General features: G+C 70.6%; 25 protein-coding genes, 1 tRNA gene and 1 rRNA gene. 22 read left to right on the top strand and 5 right to left on the bottom strand.

All coding sequences use genetic code 11. From position 1 onward, the window contains the following. A 5S ribosomal RNA gene (gene rrf / locus KZX17_RS14015) occupies positions 1–87 on the top strand; the annotation flags it as partial. A gap of 44 nt (positions 88–131) precedes the next feature. Here the strand turns inward: rrf and KZX17_RS14010 are convergent. Then, the gene (locus tag KZX17_RS14010; protein WP_248174715.1) at positions 132–956 is read right to left on the bottom strand and encodes a hypothetical protein; all 825 of its coding nucleotides are present in this window, start codon (positions 954–956) and stop codon (positions 132–134) included. Between KZX17_RS14010 and KZX17_RS14005 the strand changes: the two genes are divergently transcribed. The 18 genes from KZX17_RS14005 (at position 915) to KZX17_RS13920 (ending at position 17,504) form a co-directional block, all read left to right on the top strand. Next, entirely contained in the window at positions 915–1,544 is a 630-nt protein-coding gene (locus KZX17_RS14005) for a hypothetical protein (RefSeq protein ID WP_248174714.1), read from the top strand. The two genes, KZX17_RS14010 and KZX17_RS14005, sit on opposite strands and share 42 nt — an antisense overlap. Continuing rightward, the gene (locus tag KZX17_RS14000; RefSeq protein ID WP_248174712.1) at positions 1,544–2,575 is read left to right on the top strand and encodes an HAD-IIA family hydrolase; all 1,032 of its coding nucleotides are present in this window, start codon (positions 1,544–1,546) and stop codon (positions 2,573–2,575) included. The genes KZX17_RS14005 and KZX17_RS14000 overlap by 1 nt, the downstream gene beginning before the upstream one ends. A 49-nt stretch (positions 2,576–2,624) precedes the next feature. After that, positions 2,625–2,789, top strand: coding sequence for a hypothetical protein (locus KZX17_RS13995; RefSeq protein WP_248174870.1), 165 nt, complete (start codon positions 2,625–2,627; stop codon positions 2,787–2,789). Beyond that, a complete protein-coding gene (locus tag KZX17_RS13990) occupies positions 2,786–3,592 on the top strand; it encodes a TlyA family RNA methyltransferase (protein ID WP_248174710.1) in 807 nt (268 codons plus the stop codon). The genes KZX17_RS13995 and KZX17_RS13990 overlap by 4 nt, the downstream gene beginning before the upstream one ends. Continuing rightward, positions 3,589–4,512, top strand: coding sequence for an NAD kinase (locus tag KZX17_RS13985; RefSeq protein ID WP_248174708.1), 924 nt, complete (start codon positions 3,589–3,591; stop codon positions 4,510–4,512). Before KZX17_RS13990 ends, KZX17_RS13985 begins: the two co-directional genes overlap by 4 nt. After that, positions 4,509–6,203: a DNA repair protein RecN gene (gene recN, locus KZX17_RS13980; protein ID WP_248174706.1), complete on the top strand. Its 1,695-nt coding sequence runs from the start codon at positions 4,509–4,511 to the stop codon at positions 6,201–6,203. The genes KZX17_RS13985 and recN overlap by 4 nt, the downstream gene beginning before the upstream one ends. Positions 6,204–6,261: 58 nt before the next feature. Then, entirely contained in the window at positions 6,262–7,962 is a 1,701-nt protein-coding gene (locus KZX17_RS13975; RefSeq protein ID WP_248174704.1) for a CTP synthase, read from the top strand. A gap of 4 nt (positions 7,963–7,966) precedes the next feature. Further along, a complete protein-coding gene (locus KZX17_RS13970) occupies positions 7,967–8,611 on the top strand; it encodes an NUDIX hydrolase (protein ID WP_248174702.1) in 645 nt (214 codons plus the stop codon). Positions 8,612–8,618: 7 nt separating this feature from the next. Next, positions 8,619–9,542, top strand: coding sequence for a site-specific tyrosine recombinase XerD (gene xerD, locus KZX17_RS13965; RefSeq protein ID WP_248174701.1), 924 nt, complete (start codon positions 8,619–8,621; stop codon positions 9,540–9,542). 166 nt (positions 9,543–9,708) lie between these two features. Beyond that, on the top strand, positions 9,709–10,542 hold the full coding sequence (locus tag KZX17_RS13960; protein ID WP_248174868.1) for a ParA family protein: 834 nt from the start codon (positions 9,709–9,711) through the stop codon (positions 10,540–10,542). Further along, positions 10,526–11,377: a ScpA family protein gene (locus KZX17_RS13955; protein ID WP_248174699.1), complete on the top strand. Its 852-nt coding sequence runs from the start codon at positions 10,526–10,528 to the stop codon at positions 11,375–11,377. The genes KZX17_RS13960 and KZX17_RS13955 overlap by 17 nt, the downstream gene beginning before the upstream one ends. Next, positions 11,367–11,972, top strand: a complete 606-nt coding sequence (locus KZX17_RS13950) for an SMC-Scp complex subunit ScpB (RefSeq protein ID WP_248174697.1) — start codon at positions 11,367–11,369, stop codon at positions 11,970–11,972. Before KZX17_RS13955 ends, KZX17_RS13950 begins: the two co-directional genes overlap by 11 nt. Then, positions 11,969–12,751: a pseudouridine synthase gene (locus KZX17_RS13945; protein WP_248174695.1), complete on the top strand. Its 783-nt coding sequence runs from the start codon at positions 11,969–11,971 to the stop codon at positions 12,749–12,751. The genes KZX17_RS13950 and KZX17_RS13945 overlap by 4 nt, the downstream gene beginning before the upstream one ends. Further along, the gene (locus KZX17_RS13940) at positions 12,748–13,863 is read left to right on the top strand and encodes a prephenate dehydrogenase (RefSeq protein WP_248174693.1); all 1,116 of its coding nucleotides are present in this window, start codon (positions 12,748–12,750) and stop codon (positions 13,861–13,863) included. The genes KZX17_RS13945 and KZX17_RS13940 overlap by 4 nt, the downstream gene beginning before the upstream one ends. After that, positions 13,856–14,533 (top strand): (d)CMP kinase, encoded by a 678-nt coding sequence (gene cmk, locus KZX17_RS13935; protein ID WP_248174691.1) that lies wholly within the window; start codon positions 13,856–13,858, stop codon positions 14,531–14,533. Before KZX17_RS13940 ends, cmk begins: the two co-directional genes overlap by 8 nt. Continuing rightward, the gene (der, locus tag KZX17_RS13930) at positions 14,530–16,053 is read left to right on the top strand and encodes a ribosome biogenesis GTPase Der (RefSeq protein ID WP_248174689.1); all 1,524 of its coding nucleotides are present in this window, start codon (positions 14,530–14,532) and stop codon (positions 16,051–16,053) included. Before cmk ends, der begins: the two co-directional genes overlap by 4 nt. A gap of 147 nt (positions 16,054–16,200) precedes the next feature. Further along, the gene (locus KZX17_RS13925; RefSeq protein WP_248174686.1) at positions 16,201–17,109 is read left to right on the top strand and encodes an NUDIX domain-containing protein; all 909 of its coding nucleotides are present in this window, start codon (positions 16,201–16,203) and stop codon (positions 17,107–17,109) included. Continuing rightward, positions 17,106–17,504 carry a DUF2809 domain-containing protein gene (locus KZX17_RS13920; RefSeq protein WP_248174684.1) on the top strand — a complete coding sequence of 133 codons (399 nt, stop codon included), beginning with the start codon at positions 17,106–17,108 and terminating at the stop codon, positions 17,502–17,504. Before KZX17_RS13925 ends, KZX17_RS13920 begins: the two co-directional genes overlap by 4 nt. Here KZX17_RS13920 and KZX17_RS13915 read toward each other — a convergent pair. The 3 genes from KZX17_RS13915 to KZX17_RS13905 are packed head-to-tail and all read right to left on the bottom strand — an operon-like array spanning position 17,490 to position 18,959. Then, positions 17,490–17,846 (bottom strand): RNA-binding S4 domain-containing protein, encoded by a 357-nt coding sequence (locus KZX17_RS13915; RefSeq protein ID WP_248174683.1) that lies wholly within the window; start codon positions 17,844–17,846, stop codon positions 17,490–17,492. The genes KZX17_RS13920 and KZX17_RS13915 overlap by 15 nt on opposite strands. A gap of 34 nt (positions 17,847–17,880) precedes the next feature. Then, positions 17,881–18,384, bottom strand: a complete 504-nt coding sequence (locus tag KZX17_RS13910; RefSeq protein ID WP_248174680.1) for an O-acetyl-ADP-ribose deacetylase — start codon at positions 18,382–18,384, stop codon at positions 17,881–17,883. Then, a complete protein-coding gene (locus tag KZX17_RS13905; protein WP_248174679.1) occupies positions 18,381–18,959 on the bottom strand; it encodes a GNAT family N-acetyltransferase in 579 nt (192 codons plus the stop codon). The genes KZX17_RS13910 and KZX17_RS13905 overlap by 4 nt, the downstream gene beginning before the upstream one ends. A 104-nt stretch (positions 18,960–19,063) precedes the next feature. Here KZX17_RS13905 and KZX17_RS13900 point away from each other — a divergent pair. Continuing rightward, positions 19,064–19,137: transfer RNA gene (locus KZX17_RS13900), tRNA-Pro, on the top strand. An 18-nt stretch (positions 19,138–19,155) separates the two neighbouring features. Here KZX17_RS13900 and KZX17_RS13895 read toward each other — a convergent pair. Further along, positions 19,156–19,608 carry a site-specific integrase gene (locus KZX17_RS13895; protein ID WP_248174677.1) on the bottom strand — a complete coding sequence of 151 codons (453 nt, stop codon included), beginning with the start codon at positions 19,606–19,608 and terminating at the stop codon, positions 19,156–19,158. 574 nt (positions 19,609–20,182) lie between these two features. Here KZX17_RS13895 and KZX17_RS13890 point away from each other — a divergent pair. Continuing rightward, positions 20,183–20,722: a hypothetical protein gene (locus KZX17_RS13890; protein ID WP_248174675.1), complete on the top strand. Its 540-nt coding sequence runs from the start codon at positions 20,183–20,185 to the stop codon at positions 20,720–20,722. Between the two features lie 33 nt (positions 20,723–20,755). Further along, the gene (locus KZX17_RS13885; RefSeq protein WP_248174672.1) at positions 20,756–21,853 is read left to right on the top strand and encodes an acyl-CoA desaturase; all 1,098 of its coding nucleotides are present in this window, start codon (positions 20,756–20,758) and stop codon (positions 21,851–21,853) included. Positions 21,854–22,151: the final 298 nt, after the last annotated feature.

The raw sequence follows: 22,151 nt of genomic DNA, 5'->3' as shown, positions 1-22,151 counted from the left end.
GGTCACATTCCGAACCCGGAAGCTAAGCCTCACAGCGCCGATGGTACTGCAGGGGGGACCCTGTGGGAGAGTAGGACACCGCCGGACTTCTTTCGTGAAATGGCCACCCAGAGCTGGGTGGCCATTTCTCGTTAACGCGCATGTGGAGGACAGAGAAGATGACTGACGAAGAGCGCCCCGACCGACCGGGCGGCAAGCGGAAGTTCTCGCCTGCCTCCTCGAGCTCGCGTGACGGTCGACCCCGACGTGACGACGGCGATCGTCGCCGCGAGTCCCCTCCTTCCGCCCCTCGCGATGGTCAGCGGCGTCCGTTCGCGCCGCGCGACGGTGAGCGTCGTCCGTTCGAGAAGCGGGATGGCGAGAAGCGTCCGTACGTGAAGCGTGACGGTGAGCGTCGTCCGTTCGAGAAGCGTGATGGCGAGAAGCGTCCGTACGTGAAGCGTGACGGTGAGCGTCGTCCGTTCGAGAAGCGTGATGGTGAGCGTCGTCCGTTCGAGAAGCGTGACGGTGAGCGTCGTCCGTTCGAGAAGCGAGATGGCGAGAAGCGTCCGTACGTGAAGCGTGACGGTGAGAAGCGTCCGTACGTGAAGCGTGATGGTGAGCGTCGTCCGTTCGAGAAGCGTGATGGTGAGCGTCGTCCGTTCGAGAAGCGTGACGGCGAGCGTCGTCCGTACGTCAAGCGTGATGGTGAGCGTCGTCCGTTTGAGAAGCGAGATGGCGAGAAGCGTCCGTTCGAGAAGCGTGATGGCGAGCGTCGCGCGTCTCGACCGCCGCAGGACTCGGACCGCCGGCGCGAAGGCTCCGGTCCCGTCGTGCCCGATGAGGTCTCGGCCCGTGATCTCAACGGTCCGGCACGGAACGAGCTGAAGACTCTCAGCAAGGACAACGCCGAGCAGGTCGCGCGGCACCTGGCGATGGCCGCCCGCCTCATCGATGATGATCCCGCGCTTGCGCACGAGCACGCCCTCGCCGCATCCCGCAGCGCGGGCCGCATCGCAGTCGTCCGCGAGACCGTCGCCATCACCGCGTACGCGACGGGTGACTTCGCGCTCGCGCTGCGCGAGCTCCGCACCTTCCGACGCATCTCCGGGCGCGACGATCAGATCGCGCTCATGGTCGACAGCGAACGCGGGGTCGGTCGCCCGGATCGCGCGCTCGAGGTCGGACGCGCCGTCGACCGCAGCACGCTGCCGACGGAGGTGCGGGTCGAGCTCGCCATCGCCATGTCGGGCGCCCGCCTCGACCTCGGCGAGACGGAACGCGCCCTCGGAGAACTCGACATCCCCGAACTCGATCCCGATCGGGCCTTCTCCTGGAGCCCCGGTCTGTTCGCCGCGCGGGCGGCGGTGCTGGAAGAGCTCGGCCGGCTCGACGAAGCCGCAGAATGGCAGCGCCGGGCTGACGTGGCCGCAGAGGCCCTCGGCGAGGTGGACGCAGACAGCGAGACCATCGAGATCGACGAGATCGATGAGATCGACGAGATCCCCGTCGACGACGATGAGTCTCAGGATGCCGCGACGCCGGACCCGGGGCCGCGCGACTGATGGGGCTGTTCTCCCGCACCCGCCCGACACCCCTCGACGGGGTGGATCTCGTCCTCGCCGACCTCGACGGCGTGGTGTACGCCGGCGACGGAGCCATCCCGCACGCGGTCGAGAACCTCACCCGCGCGGCCGCAGGCCGTCCGTTGGCGTACATCACCAACAACGCGTCCCGTCGGGACAGTGTCGTCGCGCGGCACCTCACCGAGCTCGGTCTCCCAACTCGACCCGACGAGGTCGTGACCAGTCCCCAGGCGGCGGTCCGGCTCCTCCGTGACCGGGTGCCGGCGGGGGCGACGATCCTCGTGGTGGGTGGCGACGGGCTCGAGTTCGAGCTGCTGAAGGCCGGATTCGTCGTGACGCGCAGCGCCACCGACGCCCCGGCGGCGGTCGTGCAGGGCTTCGCTCCCGAGGTCGGGTGGGCGCAGCTCGCCGAGGCCGCGTACGCCCTCGCAGTGCCGGAGGACGAGGGCGGCATCCCGTGGATCGCCACCAACACCGACTGGACCATCCCACAGGCACGCGGCATCGCGCCGGGGAACGGGACGCTCGTGTCGGCCGTCCACACTGCCGTCGGTCGTCTCGCGACCGTCGCGGGCAAGCCGGAGCGTCCCATCTTCGACGAAGCCGTCGCGCGTTTCGGCGCGCAGCGGCCGCTGTTCATCGGCGATCGCCTGGACACCGACATCGCCGGGGCGCAGGCCGCGGGCATCGACTCCGCGGTCGTGCTCACCGGCATCGACCGGCCGAAGCACATCCTCGCCGCACCGACCGTGTCGCGTCCGACGTTCATCCTGGGGGATCTCCGCGAGCTCCACGAGCCGTACCCCGAGACGACGTACAAAGGCGACGTCACCACCGTCGGAGGCGCGTCGGTCGCTGTGGACGGACCGGACGTGCGGATCGTCTCCGAAGGCGACCGGCCGATCGACCTCGTGCGCGCCGGAGCCGCGGCGATCTGGCGCACCGGCCGCGCGATCTACGGATTCCGCGTGCCGGAGCGGCTCTACGCGGACCCCTTCCACCGTCGCTGACGCCCGCGCGCCCCGCCGGCCCGGGCGCTCAGCCGCGTATCGTGGAGGCATGTCGATGGATGCCGCAGACGCCAACGCCCGGCGCGAGGACCTCATGTCGACCCTCGACGTCATCGAGGACCAGCCGCTGAGCGAGCGCGCGGCCGCGTATGCGTTGCTGCACGATGAGCTCGCGGCGCGCCTCGAATCCGGGCCCCGCGACCACAGCGCATGACCGTCCGCCTCGACGCCGCCGTCGCGGCCCGCGGACTCGCGCGGTCGCGCACGCACGCCGCCCAGCTCATCGAGGCGGGCCTGGTGAGTGTCGACGGCGCCCCCGTCGTCAAGGTCTCGACGAAGGTCGGCGATGCGGCGCACATCACGGTCGCGGCATCCGACCACTACGTCAGCAGAGCCGCGCACAAGCTCATCGCAGGCCTGGACGCGTTCGCCGTCGATGTCAACGGCCGGACGGCGCTCGACATGGGCGCATCGACGGGCGGGTTCACCCAGGTGCTCGTCGAGCGAGGGGCGTCGCGTGTCGTCGCGGTCGACGTCGGGCACGGTCAGCTCGCATCGGAGGTCGCTGCACTCGAGCAGGTGGTGAGCGTCGAGGGTTTCAACGTCCGACACATGACCGCCGCGTCACTGGCCGAGGCGAGCGGTGTCGCCGAGCGGCCCTCGCTGATCACCGGCGACCTGTCCTTCATCTCCCTCGCGCACGTGCTGCCCGCCGCAGCATCCGTCTGCACCGCCGACGCGGACCTGGTCGTCCTCGTCAAGCCGCAGTTCGAGGTGGGGAGGACGGGGGTCCGCGAGGGCCTCGTGACGGATGCCGGGCGCCGGGCCGACGCGGTCGCCGGCGTCCTGTGGGCGGCATGGGATGCGGGCCTCGGCACGCGCGGGGTCATCGCGTCGCCGATCGCGGGCACGCACGGCAACCGGGAGTTCGTTGCACTCTTCACCCCCGGGACGAGCGACGAGACCAATCCGACACAATGGTTGGACACCGTGAACCGACTGGCGGGAGCCGCATGACCGACGACGCGACGCGCAACATCCTGGTGGTGGCGCACGCGCTGCGTGAGAGCACCGTCGCCGCAGCCCGCCGGGTGGTCGCCGCGGTCCGAGCCGCGGGTGCGCGCCCGGTCCTGCCGGGTGACGACCCCGAACTCGCCGAGGTTCTGGGCGATCTCGACACGGCGACCTTGGGGGAGGGCGGCGTCGATGTCGCCGACCTCGAGATCGCGATCGTCCTGGGTGGGGACGGCACGATCCTGCGCGCCGCAGAGCTCGTGCGCCCGGCATCCGTCCCGATCCTCGGGGTGAACATGGGCCACGTCGGCTTCCTCGCCGAGCTCGAAGCGGATGACATCGACGAGGCGATCGGGCGCGCGATCGCGAAGGACTACGAGATCCACGAGCGGATGACGCTCTCGGTCGAGGTGCGTGACGCCGCGGACGAGGTCGTCTACAGAACGTGGGCGCTCAATGAGGCGACCGTCGAGAAGGCCTCCCGTGAGCGGATGCTCGAGGTGATGATCGAGATCGACGGTCGGCCGCTGTCGTCGTTCGGCTGCGACGGCGTGGTCGTCGCGACACCGACCGGATCGACCGCCTACAACTTTTCTGCCGGCGGCCCCGTCGTCTGGCCCTCGGTGCAGGCGCTCTGCCTGGTGCCGCTGTCGGCGCACGCCCTCTTCGCGCGGCCCGTCGTGCTCGGCCCCGAGACCTCGGTGTCCATCGACGTCCTCGAGCGGACGCAGGGGCGCGGAGTCCTGTGGTCGGACGGCCGCCGGTCCCACGATCTGCCGCCCGGCGCCCGGGTGGTCGTGCGGAAGTCCGAGCGGCCGGTGCGTCTCGCGCGCCTGCACCCCTCGGTGTTCACCGATCGCCTGGTGCGGAAGTTCCAGCTGCCCGTCGCCGGCTGGCGAGGGGACCCGGAGACGGTCTCGTGATCGAGCAGATGCGGCTGCGCGATCTCGGCGTGATCGCGAGCGCCACTCTGCCGATCGGCCCCGGCTTCACCGCGATCACCGGTGAGACGGGCGCGGGCAAGACCATGGTCGTGACCGGACTGGGGCTGCTCCTCGGGCAGCGGGCTGACTCGGGGGCCGTCCGCGCCGGTGCCGAGCAGGCATCCGTCGACGGCGTCTGGGTCGTCCCCGAGTCGGGCGCTGTCGTCGACCGCGTGCGCGACGCCGGCGGCGACGTCGAGCCGAACGGCGACGGCACCGCCGAGCTGTACCTCGGACGCACGCTCTCGAGCGAGGGTCGCAGCCGGGCCACCGTGGGCGGACGAACGGCGCCGGCCGGCGTGCTGGCGGACCTCGCCGACCACCTCGTCGTCGTGCATGGACAGTCCGACCAGCTGCGGCTGAAGTCTGCCGCCGCACAGCGCGACGCCCTCGATCGCTTCGGGGGCGACGCGATCGCGGGCATCCTCGCCGACTACCGAGCGCTGTGGGATGCCTGGCGCTCCGCCGCCGGCGAACTCGAGACGCTGACCGCCGAGCAGGACGCCCGCGCGCGGGAAGCCGGAGAGCTCCGCGACGCCATCGCGGCCATCGAAGCCGTGGACCCGCAGCCCGATGAGGATCTCGAGCTCGGACAGCGTGCGGATCGACTCGCCAACGCCGAGGAGCTCCGCCTCGCGGCCGTGACCGCCCATGAGGCGCTGTCGAGCGAAGACGATCAGCCCGACGTCCAGGGGCTGCTCGGGGACGCGCGCCGCGCGCTCGAGCGGGCGGCGTCCTCGGACGCGACCCTGCAGATGCACGCGGCGTCGCTGGAGGAGCTCGGCTACCGCGTCGCGGACGTCGCGGGGGAGCTCAGCAGCTACCTCGCCGATCTCGACGAGGGCGGCCCGCACGAGCTCGCCGCCGTCGAGGAGCGACGGTCGGCGATCGGCGGCCTGATTCGGGCGCACGGTTCCCTTGCGGCTGCGATCGACCTGCTCGCCACCGGGTCGGCGCGGCTGGCGGAGCTCGACGACGACTCCGACCGCATCGAACGCCTCACCGCCGAGCGGGACCGCCTCCGGGGCGATCTCGACCGCGCGGGAGAGGCGCTGTCGCAGGCGCGGCGCGAAGCGGCATCCCGCCTCGGCGAAGCCGTCACCGAGGAGCTGCGCCATCTCGCGCTCCCCGACGCGCAGCTCACGGTCGCGGTCGAGCCGGGCGCCGAGGCCGCGCACGGTCGCGATGACGTCACGATCCTGCTCGCGCCGCACCCCGGCGCCTCGCCGCGGCCCGTCGCGCGGGGAGCCTCCGGCGGCGAGCTGAGCCGCGTCATGCTGGCGATCGAGGTCGTCATCGCGGGGACCGATCCGGTCCCGACCTTCGTCTTCGACGAGGTGGATGCCGGCATCGGCGGCGCCGCTGCCATCGAGGTCGGGCGGCGCCTGGCGAAGCTCGCGGAGACGAGTCAGGTCATCGCCGTGACCCACCTGGCACAGGTCGCCGCGTTCGCGGGCAACCACCTGACCGTCGTCAAGGCGAACGACGGCTCCGTGACGGCGTCGAGCGTCCGCCGGCTGGACGGTGCAGACCGTGCTGCCGAGATGGCGCGTCTGCTGTCGGGGATGGCCGATTCGGATGCCGCCCTCGACCACGCCCGCGAACTGCTCGCGCTCGGGGGTGCGCACTGAGCGACACCCGGCCAGGCTCTCAGCCCCGGCCCCATCCGGGCTGATAGGGTAAAAGCCCGTGACGGACACTTCGGGCGCGGAACGTAAAAACAACGACATCACCAAGCACATCTTCGTGACGGGTGGTGTCGTTTCCTCTCTCGGCAAGGGTCTGACCGCCGCCAGCCTGGGCAATCTGCTCACCGCGCGCGGCCTGCGGGTCGTCATGCAGAAGCTCGATCCCTACCTGAACGTCGACCCGGGGACGATGAACCCGTTCCAGCACGGCGAGGTCTTCGTGACCGACGACGGCGCTGAGACCGACCTCGACATCGGCCACTACGAGCGCTTCCTCGACATCGAGCTGAGCCAGGCGGCCAACGTCACGACCGGCCAGATCTACTCCGAGGTCATCGCCAAGGAGCGCCGTGGCGAGTACCTCGGCGACACGGTGCAGGTCATCCCGCACATCTCCGACGAGATCAAGCGGCGGATGCGGCTGCAGGCGAGCGAGGAGCCCCGCCCCGACGTCATCATCACCGAGGTCGGCGGCACGGTCGGCGACATCGAGTCGCAGCCGTTCATCGAGTCGGCGCGGCAGATCCGTCACGAGCTCGGGCGCGACAACGTGTTCTTCGTGCACGTCTCCCTGGTCCCCTTCATGGGTGCCTCGGGCGAGCAGAAGACCAAGCCGACGCAGCACTCGGTCGCGATGCTCCGCTCCATCGGCATCCAGCCCGATGCGCTCGTCCTGCGCAGCGACCGCCCCGTCACCGAATCGAACAAGCGCAAGATCGCGCTGATGTGCGACGTCGACGAGGATGCGGTCATCAACACGGTCGACCTGCCGAGCATCTACGACATCCCGTCGACGCTCAGCGATCAGGGCCTCGACTCCTACATCGTCCGCCGGCTGGGGCTCGGCGCGAAGGCGGGGGAGACGGACTGGACCCGCTGGAACAAGGTCCTCAACGCCGTCCACAACCCCAAGCACGAAGTCACCATCGGTCTCGTCGGCAAGTACATCGACCTGCCCGACGCCTACCTCTCGGTGACCGAGGCGCTCAAGGCCGGCGGGTTCGCGCAGGAGACCAAGGTCCAGATCGTCTGGATCCCGTCCGACCTCTGCGAAACGCCGGAAGGTGCGGCCAAGGCACTGTCCGCGGTCGACGGCATCGTCATCCCGGGCGGCTTCGGCATCCGGGGGATCGAGGGCAAGCTCGGAGCGCTCCGGTTCGCCCGCGAGCAGGGCCTGCCGACCCTCGGGATCTGCCTCGGCCTGCAGTGCATGGTCATCGAGTACGCCCGCCACGTCGCGGGGATCGAGGATGCCTCGTCGAGCGAGTTCGACCCCGAGACGCCGCATCCGGTCATCGCGACGATGGCCGAGCAGGTCGACATCCTCGACCGCGGCGACATGGGCGGCACCATGCGCCTCGGTCTGTACGAGGCGGCCCTGGCCGAGGGGTCCCTCGCGGCGGAGCTGTATGGCTCGGACCGTGCGACCGAGCGCCACCGTCACCGCTACGAGGTCAACAACGCCTACCGGCAGGAGATCGCCGACGCCGGGCTCTGGTTCTCTGGTCTGAACCCCGATCTTGACCTCGTGGAGTACGTCGAGCTGCCGCGCGACGTGCACCCGTACTACATCGCGACGCAGGCGCACCCCGAGCTCCGCTCGCGGCCGACCGAGGCGAACCCGCTGTTCCGCGGACTCATCGCGGCGGCGCTCGACCGCCACCGCGCGAGCGAGCTGTTCGACGTCGAGAACGAGGACTGACGGCGTGACGGGAGAGCTTCGCGACGAGCCCACGGCCGTCGTCGTGACCGACACCGAGACCGTATTCGAAGGTCGGGTCTGGAACCTGCGGCGCGACGAGTTCACGTACGGCGACGGCACCATCGTCCGGGAGTACGTCGATCACAGCGGCGCAGTGGCCGTCCTCGCGCTGGACGGGGACGACCGTGTCCTGCTGATCCGCCAGTACCGGCACCCCGTCGGCTTCCGGGACTGGGAGATCCCCGCAGGGCTCCTCGATGTGCCGGGCGAGGACCCGCTCGAGGCCGCGAAACGCGAGCTGGCCGAGGAGGCCGACCTCACGGCGGAGCGCTGGGACGTCCTGTCGGACTTCTTCACGAGCCCCGGCGGCAGCGACGAGGCGATCCGCATCTACCTCGCACGGGGCCTCGCGGCCACGGCCGAGGCGTTCAGCCGCACCGAGGAAGAGGCCGACATCGAGGTGCGCTGGGCGCCCCTGGACGAGGTCGTCGACGCGGTGCTCGACCGGCGGCTCCAGAACCCCTCGTTGGTGATCGCTGCACTGGCGGCAGCTGCCGGTCGCGCCCGGGCGTGGGCGACCCTGGGCGCGGCCGATGCGCCGTGGCCGGGGCGGTCACGACCGGTGGGCGCCGACAGGCCGCAGGCCTGAGGCTCGGATGAGGCTCGAGCGCGCCGTCGACGCGTTCCTGCGCCACATCACGATCGAGCGGGGACTGTCCGCACACACGGTCGCGGCGTATCGCCGCGACCTCGCGGGCTACGTCGAGTGGATGGCCGAGCGCGCGATCGTGGAGACGGATGCCGTCACCGATGCGCTCGTGACCGCGTTCGCTGCCGAGCGCGCGTCCGCCGAGCCGCCGCCGGCGGCGACCTCCCTCGCTCGCCTGCAGTCGGCGATCCGCAGCTTCCATCGCTTCCTCACCCGCGAGGGCATCGCCGTCGACGACCCGACGGGCCGGCTCCGACCCCCGAAGGCGCCGATGCGGCTGCCGAAGGCGCTGCCCGTGGACGAGGTCGTCCGGCTGTTGGATGCTGCTGGCCCCGCACCGGCGGATGCCGCTCCCGGCGACCTCATCGGCCTCCGCGACCGTGCGCTGCTGGAGCTGCTCTACGCCACCGGTGCCCGAGTGTCGGAGATCGTCGACCTCGACGTCGACGACCTCACGCACGGCGACGCGCTGCGCGTCCGCGGAAAGGGCTCGAAGGAGCGCGTCGTGCCGGTCGGCTCCTACGCCCGCGCGGCGGTCGACGCGTACCTGACCCGGGCCCGGCCCGAACTGTCCCGACGGGGGCGGGCGACGCCGCGGGCCTTCCTCGGCGCGCGGGGGGCGCCGCTCTCGCGGCAGAGCGCGTGGCTCGTGATCCAGCAGGCCGCCGAACGCGCCGGACTGACGGCGCACGTGTCGCCGCACACGCTGCGGCACTCGTTCGCCACCCACCTGCTGCAGGGCGGCGCGGACGTCCGGGTCGTGCAGGAGCTGCTCGGCCACGCATCCGTCGCGACGACGCAGATCTACACGCACGTCACGGTCGACGCGCTCCGCGACGTCTACCTGACCTCGCATCCGCGGGCTCGGTGACACGCGGTCGCGTGCTGCGGGGGAGTCGCTCCCTCGCAGGCGCCGCGGTGGTGACTACAATCGGGAGACGCACGGCGAAGGCAGGAGATCAGTGGCGGGCAGCAAGCGGAGCACGGCGGAGGCCACGGGCGCATCGGCGACCGGAGGCTCGGCGACCGACATCCCGATGGGCCCCACCGGTCGCCCCTATCAGGGCTTCCCGACCCCGCCGAAGCTCAACGGCCACGGACCGGCGCGCATCATCTCGCTGTGCAACCAGAAGGGCGGCGTCGGCAAGACGACGACCACCATCAACCTGGCCGCGGGACTCGCCTCGTACGGTCGCCGCGTGCTCGCCGTCGACTTCGACCCGCAGGGCGCGCTGTCGGCGGGGCTCGGCATCCAGACCCACGACGGTCCGACGATCTACGACCTCCTGCTCGACACCAAGCGGGACCCGAAGGAAGTCATCGTCCCGACAGCGGTCGAGAACCTCGACGTCATCCCGGCGAACATCGACCTATCGGCCGCCGAGGTGCACCTCGTCAACGAGGTCGCCCGCGAGACGATCCTCGCCCGGGTGCTGCGGAAGGTGGCGGCGGACTACGACGTCATCCTCGTCGACTGCCAGCCGTCTCTGGGCCTGCTGACCGTGAACGCCCTGACGGCGAGCCACGGTGTGCTGATCCCGCTCGAATGCGAGTTCTTCGCGCTGCGCGGCGTCGCCCTGCTCATCGAGACGATCGACAAGGTCCGCGACCGGCTGAACCCCGCCATCGAACTCGACGGCGTGCTGGCCACCATGTACGACCCGCGCACCCTGCACTCCCGCGAGGTGCTCGAGCGGGTCGTCGAGGCGTTCGGCGATGACGTCCTCGAGACCGTCATCGGCCGCACGGTGAAGTTCCCCGACGCGTCGGTCGCCGGGGTGCCCATCACGAAGTTCGCACCCGAGCACTCGGCCGCGCAGGCGTACCTGCGTCTGGCGCGGGAGCTGGTCGCTCGTGGCGCCGTCGCCTGAGGACGTCCCGCACGTCGACGCCGCGCCCCCGGATGCCCCTGCCGACGAGTCGGGCGAGTCGTTCCGCGTGTCGCTCGGCAACTTCGACGGACCGTTCGACCTGCTGCTGACCCTGATCTCGAAGCACGAGCTCGACATCACCGAGGTCTCGCTCAGCAAGGTCACCGACGAGTTCATCTCGTACCTGAAGGGCCTGGGCGACGATGCCGAGCTCGACCAGGCATCCGAGTTCCTCGTCGTCGCCGCGACGCTGCTCGACATGAAGGTCGCGGGCCTGCTGCCGCAGGGTGAACTGGTGGATGCCGAGTCGGTCGCCCTCCTCGAGGCGCGGGATCTTCTCTTCGCCCGCCTGCTGCAGTACCGCGCCTTCAAGGAGGTCTCGGTGTGGTTCGCGCGATGCCTCGAGCGCGAGGGCAAGCGCCACACGCGCGCGGTGCGACTCGACGAGCAGCACCGGCGCGCGGTGCCGGAGCTCGTGTGGACGCTGTCGCCCGAGGACTTCGCAGCCATCGCCATGCTGGCGTTCGCGCCGAAGGAGATCCCGCACGTCGGGCTCGACCATCTGCACGCTCCGCTCGTCTCGATCCGGGAGCAGGCCGCCGTCGTCGTCACGCTGCTGCGGGACGCCGGACAGCTCAACTTCCGCGACCTGGTCGCCGGGGTCTCCCAGACCGGGGTCGTCGTCGCGCGGTTCATCGCCGTGCTCGAGCTCTACCGCCACGCGGCGCTGTCGTTCGAGCAGCTCGAACCGCTGGGCGAGCTGACGCTGCGCTGGACGGCCGAACGGTGGTCCGAAGAGAACCTCGCCACGTTGGGAGCCGACTATGACCGATGACCTCACCGAGACCGAGGCGCCCCAGCGCTCGCAGGCCCCCGCCGATGTGGCCCGCCGCCTGGAAGCGATCCTGATGGTCATCGACGAGCCGCACAGCCTCGTCGCGCTCGCCGCTGCCGTCGGATCCCCGGTGCCCGCCGTCCGCCAGGCGGTCGAGGAGCTCGTCGCCGACTACGACGGTGAGCGCGCCGGGCCGCGCCGCGGGTTCGAGCTCCGCGAGGTCGGCGGTGGCTGGCGCTTCTACGTCCGCGACGATCACGACGATCTCGTCTCGGAGTTCGTCAACGGGCAGGCGCCGTCGCGGCTGTCGCAGGCCGCACTCGAGACGCTCGCCGTCATCGCGTACAAGCAGCCTGTCTCGCGCAGCCAGGTCGCCTCGATCCGGGCGGTCAACGTCGACTCCGTCGTCCGGACCCTGCTCGCCCGCGGCCTCATCACCGAGGCGTTCACCGACCCCGAGACAGGGGCCCTCAACTACCGCACGACCGACGCGCTGCTCGGACACCTCGGCATCAACTCGCTCGACGAGTTGCCGCCGATCTCGCCGCTGCTCGACGACGGGTCTGCGGGCTTCGAAGGAGAGACCATCCGATGACCGACGCACCCGACGCCGAGGGCGTCCGCTTGCAGAAAGTGCTCGCGAACGCGGGCGTCGCCTCGCGGCGCGTGTCGGAGCAGTACATCGTCGAGGGCCGCGTGAGAGTGAACGGCGTCGTCGTCACCGAGCTCGGCAGCCGCATCGACCCCGCCGTCGACCTCGTCGACGTCGACGGCACCGCGATCCAGCTCGATCCCGGCAAGCGCTACGTCATGCTCAACAAACCCACCGGCGTCGTCTCGTCGATGAAGGATGAGAAGGGGCGCGCCGACCTGCGCCGCTTCACGAGGGACTGGCCGGAACGGCTGTACAACGTCGGGCGCCTCGACGCCGAGACGAGCGGCCTGCTCGTGCTCACCAACGACGGCGGCCTCGCCCACGTGCTCGCCCACCCGTCGTTCGGGGTGACGAAGGTCTACATCGCCAAGGTCGACGGGCGGGTCACGCCGCAGACGGTCGCGAAGCTGACGAAGGGGATCGACCTCGAGGACGGGCCGATCGCGGCCGACAAGGCGCGGCTGCTGGATGCCAGTGGTGGCACGAGCCTCGTCGAGCTCACCCTGCACTCGGGTCGGAACCGCATCGTGCGGCGCATGATGGCCGCCGTCGGGCACCCCGTGAAGGACCTCGTCCGACGGCAGTTCGGGCCGTTGCACCTGGGCACCCTCCCAGCGGGCAGGGCACGGGAGTTGACTACAGTGGAACGCGGCGCGCTGCTGACACTCGCGCGCCAGGCGGAGACCCCGCCCGGGGACCCCACTCAGGAGCAGTTGTGACCGACGCGATCGACGCGCGCGCCCGCGCCGTCCGCACGAGCGGCACCGTCCGCATCGTCGGCGCCGGACTCCTCGGTTCGAGCGTGGGCCATGCGCTGCGGTCGCTCGGTGTCGACGTCGTCCTCGCGGACGCGTCGCCCGCCCAGTTGCGCCTCGCGGTGGACTACGGCGCCGGGCGCCTGGCCGCCGCGGACGACCAGCCGTCGCTCGTCGTCGTCGCCGTCCCGCCGGATGTCACGGCCGACGTGATCGAGCGCGAGCTCGCCGCCTTCCCGGGCGCCGTCGTCACCGACGTCGCGAGCGTGAAGCTCGAGCCGCTGCAGACCCTCCGCTCGCGCGGCGTCGACCTCACGCGGTACATCGGCTCGCATCCCATGGCGGGCCGGGAACGCGGCGGCGCCATCTCGGCGCGTGCCGACATCTTCTTCGGCCGCCCGTGGGTCATCTGCCGCGACGAGGAGACCTCCGCGCGCGACCTCGCGGTCGTCGAGGGGCTCGCCCTCGATCTCGGCGCCACGCCGATTGAGATGACCCCCGAGGAGCACGACCGCTCGGTCGCGCTCGTCTCGCACGTGCCGCAGCTCGTGGCATCCCTGCTCGCGGGCCGGTTCGTGGCCGCAGAGGACGGATCGCTCCGCCTGGCCGGGCAGGGTGTCCGCGACACGACGCGCATCGCGGCATCCGCCCCCGAACTGTGGGTGCAGATCCTCGGCGCCAACGCCGAGCCCGTCGTCGACGTCCTCGACGCGCTGGCCCGCGACCTCTCGGGCGTCGCGGCCGCCCTTCGCGCGCCCGATGCCCCCGGTTCGCGCCGCGCCGTCGCCGACACCATCCGCCGCGGCAACGAGGGCGTCGAGCGCCTGCCCGGCAAGCACGGACAGAACCGTCGCTACGAGACCGTCGTCGTCATGGTCGACGACACCCCTGGCCAACTCGGACGTCTCTTCGGCGATCTGGGCGAGCTCGAGGTGAACGTCGAGGACTTCCGTCTCGAGCACTCGCCGGGGGCGCAGTTCGGCCTCGGCGAGATCAGTGTCGTCCCGTCCGCCGTGAGCGTCGCCACCGACGGTCTCGCGGCGCGCGGGTGGAAGATTGCGAGCCTCAATGACTGACCCCATCACCATCGCCGTCGACGGCCCCGCCGGCAGCGGCAAGTCCAGCGTCTCGAAAGAGGTGTCGCGTCGACTCGGCTTCGGCTACCTCGACACCGGCGCCGCCTACCGCGCCCTGGCGTGGCACGTGCTCGAGCACGGCGCCGACACCTCCGATGCCGCGGCCGTCGTCGACGCTGCGGGCGACTTCGACTACGCGATCTCGCTCGACCCCGATGACTACTGGGTTCGGGTGGGGTCGACCTCGGTGACCGACGCGATCCGCGAGCCGCGCGTGAGCTCAGCCGTCAGCGGCGTCGCGCGCGTCCCGGTCGTCCGCGAGCAGGTGAACACCCTGTTCCGCCGCCTGGTGGCGGAGTCCGGTCGCCCCGGCGTCATCGTCGAGGGGCGTGACATCACGACCGTCGTCGCGCCCGATGCGCCGGTCCGCATCCTGCTGACGGCCGCCCCCGAGGTGCGCGCCGCGCGGCGCAGCGCCGAACTGACCACACAGGATGCCGCGGCCGTCGCCGCTGCGCTGCACAAGCGCGACGCATCCGACTCCCAGGTCGTCGACTTCCTCACCGCCGCACCCGGCGTGACGGTGGTCGACTCGACCGACCTGGACTTCGCACAGACCGTCGACGCCGTCCTGGACGTCGTGCGGTCGGGAACGGAAGGCTCGCGATGAGCGCCGAAGACGAATACGAAGGCGGACCCGACCAGCTCGAGGAGAAGCTCGCGAACCTCGACGAGGAACTCGCCGATCAGCGGGCATCCGCGCTGCGGGCATCGCTCTCCGACTACGAGCTCGACGAGGAGGACGACGACCTGCTCGCCGGCTTCACCGCCGGCGGCGAGGTCGTCGAGATGCTGCCGGCGCTCCCGGTGGTGGCGATCGTCGGCCGTCCGAACGTCGGCAAGTCGGCGCTCGTGAACCGCATCCTCGGCCGCCGCGAGGCCGTTGTGGAGGACACCCCCGGTGTCACCCGCGACCGCGTGAGCTACAAGGCCGAGTGGATGGACCGGAAGTACACGATCGTCGACACGGGCGGCTGGGAGCCGGATGCGAAGGGCATCGACCGCTCCGTCGCGGCGCAGGCCGAGGTCGCCATCGACCTGTGCGACGTGGTGCTCTTCGTCGTCGACGCGATGGTCGGCGCGACCTCGACCGACGAGCAGGTCGTGCGTCTGCTCCGCACGACCGACAAGCCGGTCTTCCTCGTCGCCAACAAGATCGACGACGCGCGCCAGGAGCCCGAGGCCGCGGCGCTGTGGAACCTGGGTCTCGGTGAGCCGCATCCGGTGTCCGCCATCCACGGCCGCGGCGTCGCCGACCTCCTCGACGAGGTCATGAATGTCCTCCCCGAGGTCTCGGCTGTCGCGAAGAACGAGCTCGGCGGTCCGCGCCGGGTCGCGATCCTCGGGCGTCCGAACGTCGGCAAGTCGTCGCTGCTGAACAAGGCCGCCGGCGAGGAGCGCGTGGTCGTCAACGAGCTCGCGGGCACGACCCGCGACCCGGTTGACGAGGTCGTGGAGCTCGGCGGCAAGCTCTGGCGCCTGGTCGACACCGCCGGCATCCGTCGCCGTGTCCACCTGCAGCAGGGCGCCGACTTCTACGCGTCACTGCGCACGAGCGCGGCGCTCGAGAAGGCCGAGGTCGCCGTCGTCGTGCTGGATGTGACCGAGTCGATCAGCGTGCAGGACCTGAACATCATCGACCTGGTGCTGGAGTCGGGGCGTGCGCTCGTCCTCGCCTTCAACAAGTGGGACCGCCTGAACGACGACGACATGGACAACGCCGATCGCCGGCGGTACCTCGAGCGCGAGATCGAGCAGGACCTGGCGCACGTCACGTGGGCGCCCCGCGTCAACCTGTCGGCACGCACCGGGCGTCACCTCGACAAACTCGTCCCGGCGCTCGAGACGGCGCTCGAGTCGTGGGACCAGCGCATCTCGACGGGCAAGTTCAACGCCTTCCTCGCCGAGCTCGTGGCCGAGCACCCGCACCCGGTCCGCGGCGGCAAGCAGCCGCGCATCCTGTTCGGCACCCAGGCATCGACGCGTCCGCCGACATTCGTGCTCTTCACGACCGGGTTCCTCGACCCGGGCTACCGCCGGTTCATCCAGCGGCGCCTGCGCGAGATCTTCGGTTTCCAGGGCACGCCGATCGTCACGAACATGCGCGTGCGCGAGCGGCGTTCGCGCTGAGTCCGCGGACGCTCCGGGAGGAGATGACGCGTCGCGAGGACCCATCCGGTCGATCCGGTCCTCGGGAGCCGTCATCTCCTCGCGAGCCGCGCGTCCTCCCGTGACGGATGCCGCGCGGCGCCGCGCACCGCGTGAGAGGCTGGAGCGATGACCGTCCGTCCGCCCGAACCCGGTGAGCCGCGCCGCCGCCCGTCGGGTCCGCGCGACCCGGGCGACGCGTGGGTGATCGCGGACAGCGGCGAGAAGTACTGGGGCCGGTTCGGGGCCGCGGGGCTGCTCGCGCACGACCCGGGCCGCGGCATCCTGCTGCAGCATCGGGTGTCGTGGAGTCACTTCGGCGGCACGTGGGGCATCCCCGGCGGTGCGCGGCATCAGGGAGAGAGCGCCACGGATGCTGCGATCCGGGAGTCGCAGGAAGAGGCGGGCGTCCCCGGCGACGCACTGCGTCCGTTGTTCACGAGCGTGCTCGACCGGGAGGTCTGGACGTACACGACGCTCGTCGCGACGGTGACCGTTCCCTTCGAACCGGTGATCGCCGACCCTGAGAGCTACGCGCTGGAGTGGGTCCCGCTCGACGAGGTCGACGCGCTGCCCCTGCACCCAGGCTTCGCCGGCTCGTGGCCGGAGCTGCGCTCGGCGCTGACGGCGCGGGCGACGGTGGTCGTCGACGCGGCGAACGTCGTCGGGTCGACGCCCGATGGATGGTGGCGCGACCGATCCGGTGCGGCCGATCGGCTGCTCGCGCGCCTCAAGCACCTCGTGCTGGCGGGCGTGACCGCGGACGCCTTCGACCTGCCCGGCAGCAGATGGTTCCCGCGAGTGATCGCGGTGCTCGAGGGCGCGGCCCGCGAGGCCGCCGATTCGTCGGCGAATGTCGACGTCGTCCGGGCTGCGGCGGCGGGGGACGACGAGATCGTGGCGCAGGCGGATGCCGCGGTGCGGCACGGCGAGCGGGTCGTCGTCGTCACGAGCGACCGCGGCCTCGCCGACCGGATCGGCGGCGTCGGTGCGACGGTGCAGCCGGTGTCGTGGCTGCAGGCGCTGCTGCCGTCGTGAGACGTCCGCTCGGACTGACCGTCGCGGTCGTGGCCGTCGCGATCGGCCTCGCGGTCCACCTCGCCGCGCCCGACGGCGCTGCATCCGACATCGCCGGGGACGCGCTGTACGTCAGCGCGGTCTGGGGCGGGCTGGTGCTGCTCTTCCCGCGCTGGCCGTCCTGGCTGACGGGCGCCGTCGTCCTCGCGTGGAGCATGGGCGTCGAACTGTTCCAGCTCACGGGGCTCCCGGTGCGCTGGGCGGGGGAGTGGCCCCCGATCGTGCTCGTCCTCGGCACGGTCTTCGACCCGCGCGACCTCGTGGTCTACGCCGTCACGGCGGCGGTCATCACAGGAACGGATGCCGTCGGCCGCCAGGCGCTTGCTCGTCGCCGGGCGGGTTCAGCGGCCGCGTAGCTTCTCGATGTCGCGGCGCTCGCGCTTCGTCGGGCGTCCGGCGCCGCGATCGCGCACCGCGAGCTGCGCGGCGGGTTCGCGTTCGGGTGTCCTGTCCTCAGCGGCGACGGCCGCGAGTGGTGCGCCGACCCGTTTGGTGATGGTCTGACGGACGACCAGGATGCGGTCGAAGCCGGCGATCCGCACGCGGAGCTCGTCGCCGGGTCGGACCTGCTGCGCCGCCTTGGCTTTGTCGCCGTTCACGCGGACGTGCCCGGCGCGGCACGCCGTCGTCGCGGCGGAGCGAGTCTTGTAGACGCGGACCGCCCAGAGCCACGAGTCGACACGCACGGCATCCGCCATCACCGCTCCTTCCGACCGATCCATCGTAGGCCGGTCAGGATGCCGCCAGCCGCCGCTCCACCCGTGCCGCCATCGCGTCGTCGAACGCCACGATGCGCGCGTCGCGGACCGAGGACTCGGCCGTTCGCAGCACGGTCACGGCGACGTCGACGGCGTCGTCGAGCGGCCAGCCGTAGATGCCGGCGCTCACGAGCGGAACCGCGATGGACTCGGCCCCGAGCTCATCCGCGACCTCGAGCGCACGCCGGTAGCAGGACTCGAGCAGGCCACGGTCCGTCTCGCCCGCGCGGTGGTTCGGCCCGACGACGTGGATGATCCAGCGGGCCGGGAGGTCGCCCGCGGTCGTCCACCCGGCATCCCCGGTCGCGAGCCCGTTCGGGAACCTGGCGACGCAGTCGGCGAGCACCGCCGGACCACCTGCGGCGTGGATCGCACCGTCGACACCGCCGCCGCCGCGCATCGCGCGGTTCGCCGCGTTGACGACGGCATCGACGTGCTGGCGGGTGATGTCTCCGCGGACGACGGTGACCCCGGTCATGCGAGTTCCTTCGCGACGATGGGGCGGGCTGCGCCCGGGCGTGCGGTCTCCGTGAATCCCGCGGCGAGGAAGCTCGACAGCGTCCCGTGGAACAGCTCGTTGGTGCTGGACTTCTTCGCGTCGGTGTCGACGGGGTACGCCTCCACCAGGCGTGCGCCGTTCGAGCCGGCGTGCGCGACCGCAGCATCCAAGAGCGTCCTCGCGACGCCGACGCCGCGATGCTCCCTGCGGACGACGAAGCACGTGATGGCCCAGACGGACGGGTCGTCGATCGGCTCGGGGGACTGCTGGATGCTGCGGGTCCGCGCGAGCCGCGGCTGATCGGTGCGGGGAGCGACCTTCACCCACCCGGCGGGTTCGCCGTCGACGTAGGCGATCAGCGCGGAAGGGACCGGCGCGGCGAGGTCGTCGCGCAGCCGCTCGCGTTTGTCGTCGGTGGAGGCGGCGCTGTAGTCCTTCGGCGCCAGCATCCACCACTGGCACCAGCAGCTCGCGCCGTCGTCGCCTCCGGTCAGGGCGTGTGCGGCGTCATCGAAACGATCGGCGGTTGCGGGGGAGACGGTGACCTCGGGCATGGGCGAACGCTACCGGCGGCATCGGACACGCGGAACCCCGTGGTGGTTCGCAGCAGGGCTGCCGACCGGGTAGGATAGGGGAGTTGTCCGCGAGGGCGACGGACCGGGATGTGGCGCAGCTTGGTAGCGCACTTGACTGGGGGTCAAGGGGTCGCAGGTTCAAATCCTGTCATCCCGACCGGAGATAGCCCCGGAATCACGCAGGTACTGCGGGTTCCGGGGCTTTTGTCATGCCCGCCCCGGCCGGCTGTGTGTGCAGTGTGTGTGCACTTGCTCGCGGAATGAGCGCCGAAGCGCCCTCCGCAGCACGTCGACCGGCATCGCCGATCAGGTGCGTGTAGATGTCGCTCGTGATCGAGATCGACGAATGCCCGAGCCGCTTCGACACGAGCGCGATGTCAGTGCCGCTCGCGAGCAGCAGCGATGCGTGCATGTGCCTCAAGCCGTGCAGCGTCATGTCGGGCAGCCCGATCTCGCTGCGCAGCGTCTCGAACAGGCGCGTCACGTACTGGGGCCGCAGCGGCGCGCCATTTTCGTACGTGAAGACGTGCCCGTCGCCCTCCCACAGCGTGCCGCAGTTCACCCGATCGCCTTCCTGCGCGATCTGCCATGCGACGAGCGCGCCGACTGCCGCGTCGTCGAGTTGCAAGGACCCAGCGCGCTTGGCCGGCTGCGACTCACCGACATCAAGCGGGCCGACGTGTCGCCGGGCCAGGCGGTCTGCCGGGTCGGGCGGTCTCGGTCGAGACGGGTTCCGGAAGCGGCGACCCAGTCGCGCCACAGCGTCATCGGGCCCACCTGACCGCGAGTTGTGAACTGTGGCGACAGCGATGTTGAACAAGATTCGCGAGGCGAAGCCTTGAATCTCATGATCGGTACATCGAGGCATTCAACGCGCTGATCGACCGCTACGTCGTCGCCCGGGGGCGTGCGATCTGAGCGAGATCGTGTAGACGCCGGGCACCCGGCGCCCGAGAAAGGCCCCCGTCGGGGCGGTGGAACTGCATCGGCGGGGGCCTTCCCCGTACCTCGGGTGCCGGAGACCACCTTGCCCACAGCATCGACGATGTCAGCTTCTTGGTCGGAGAGAGTCGGATCACCGGCTTCCCCGGACTCGATGGGCTCTGGCTGTGCTGTCCGGGGACGTTGTAGGGGTTTTCTGCGGCGCGCGCGGGTTTCGTTGAACCTGTGAGGCGTACATGTTGGGGGCGTAACGTCGGGTTATGGGGACGCAGACACGAACGAGCGGTGTGGATACCGCGACGCTGGGCCTGGGATCGGTGCTGGTGGGGTCGTTGCCTGCGGCGCTGATGACTGATGAGGCCCCGGATCGTTACACGGTGGAGGCGGTGTTCACGCGCCGCCCCGAACGGGACGAGATCACGGAGATCTTGGGGAGCGAGACGCGGGAACGTCTTGCGAAGGCTGGGTACTCGACCGTAGAGGTGACGATCTCGGATCGTCGCTTGGAGATCGCGAACACGAATCTCGAGGAGTTGCGCGACGGTCTCGGCGGCGTGCTCGCCGACCGGCTCGCGGAGATCAGCGAGGGGGTCCGGGCCAGGCAGGATGCGGCGGCGCTCCGGTTCCGCGAGGCGGCCGCGGGTGAGCATGACAGAGCGGCCTCTGTCGCGGCTCTCGCGGAATCAGTAACGTTCCGCACCTCCGGGACACGAGTGCTTGAGCCGGATCGGCGTGCCGCGGCGACCGACGATCGTGCCCGCATCGACGACTGGACTGACGAGGGCGGTCACGGGCGCTGATGGCGTCCTCAGCCTCGGGATACGGAGCGCATCATGAATGGGATTCGTTCGACCACACCGCGCTCGATGGATCGGCGGAGCAGCAGGGGGAGTGAGTTCACGGCCCTGGCGAAGACGATCCGGGATCGGGGGCTGCTGCGTCGCCGGTATGGGTATTACTGGTCGAAGCTGATCGGTCTGCCGCTCGTGCTCGCCGGAGGTTTGCTGGCGTTCGTGTGGATCGGTGACACCTGGTGGCAGCTTTTCACGGCGGCGTTCCTGGCCGTCGTCTTCACCCAGATCGCCTTTCTCGGTCATGATTCAGCGCACCGGCAGATCTTCGTCTCGGGCAAGTGGAACGATTGGGTGAGCCTTGTCCTCGGCGACCTGCTGGTGGGGATGAGCTACGGGTGGTGGCAGCACAAGCACACCCGCCACCACGCGAACCCGAACAAGCTGGGATCCGATCCTGATATCGAGCTGCCGGTGATCGTCGTCACCCTGGAGCGTGCCGCGCCGAGAGGGCGGGTCCTGTCGTGGATGCGCGCGCACCAGGGGATCTTCTTCTTCCCGATACTGCTCCTGGAAGGTGTCTCGCTGCATGCGTCCGGGGTGCGTCGGGTGGTCACGCGCGGGCCGTTGAGCAGGCGATGGGTCGAGATCGGGTTCCTCCTGATCCGGCTGGTCGGGTTCCCGGTGCTCGTCTTCCTCGTGCTGTCGCCGGGTATCGCATTCGTGTTCCTCGCTGTCCAGCTCGGGCTCTTCGGGTTCTATATGGGCGTCTCGTTCGCCCCGAACCACAAGGGGATGCCGATCGTGCCGCGCGATGCGAGCTTCGACTTCCTGCGCCGCCAGGCGATGATGAGCCGGAACGTCCGCGGCGGCCGTCTGCTCGACACCGCGATGGGCGGGCTGAACTATCAGATCGAACATCACCTGTTCCCATCGATGCCGCGCCCGCACCTGCGCAAGGCAGCGCCTATCATCGCCGCGTACTGCCGGAGCCACGATGTGCCGTATGTGCAGACCGGGCTGCTGGCGTCCTATGCGATCATCGTGCGGTACATCAACCGCGTCGGACTCGGGGAGCGCGACGTGTTCACCTGCCCCCTGGTCGAGCAGCGCCGTTACATCACCGCAGCCCCGCAGTGAGCACGCGCGACCACCCGGCAGCCGGGCGACGGCACGCCGCCGCCGTCGTCGTCTACAACCCCGTGAAGACCCCGCTGGAGCGGCTTCGCCATGTGGTCGCGGAGTATGAAGTCCAGCACGGGTGGGCGCAGACGCGCTGGTACGAGACCCGCAAACCAGGCAGATCATGCATCCCATGACATGATCTGCATCATGAGAGGCCCGCAATCATGCGGGTTGCGACTCCGAAGTCGCCATCTGGACGCCTGGGGGTCAAGGGGTCGCAGGTTCGAATCCTGTCATCCCGACCGGACCGAGG

Source organism: Microbacterium sp. EYE_78 (assembly GCF_023149035.1).
GTDB lineage: Bacteria > Actinomycetota > Actinomycetes > Actinomycetales > Microbacteriaceae > Microbacterium.
The sequence above is the reverse complement of the archived record's forward strand: the minus strand, read 5'-3'. Positions and strand labels throughout refer to the sequence as shown.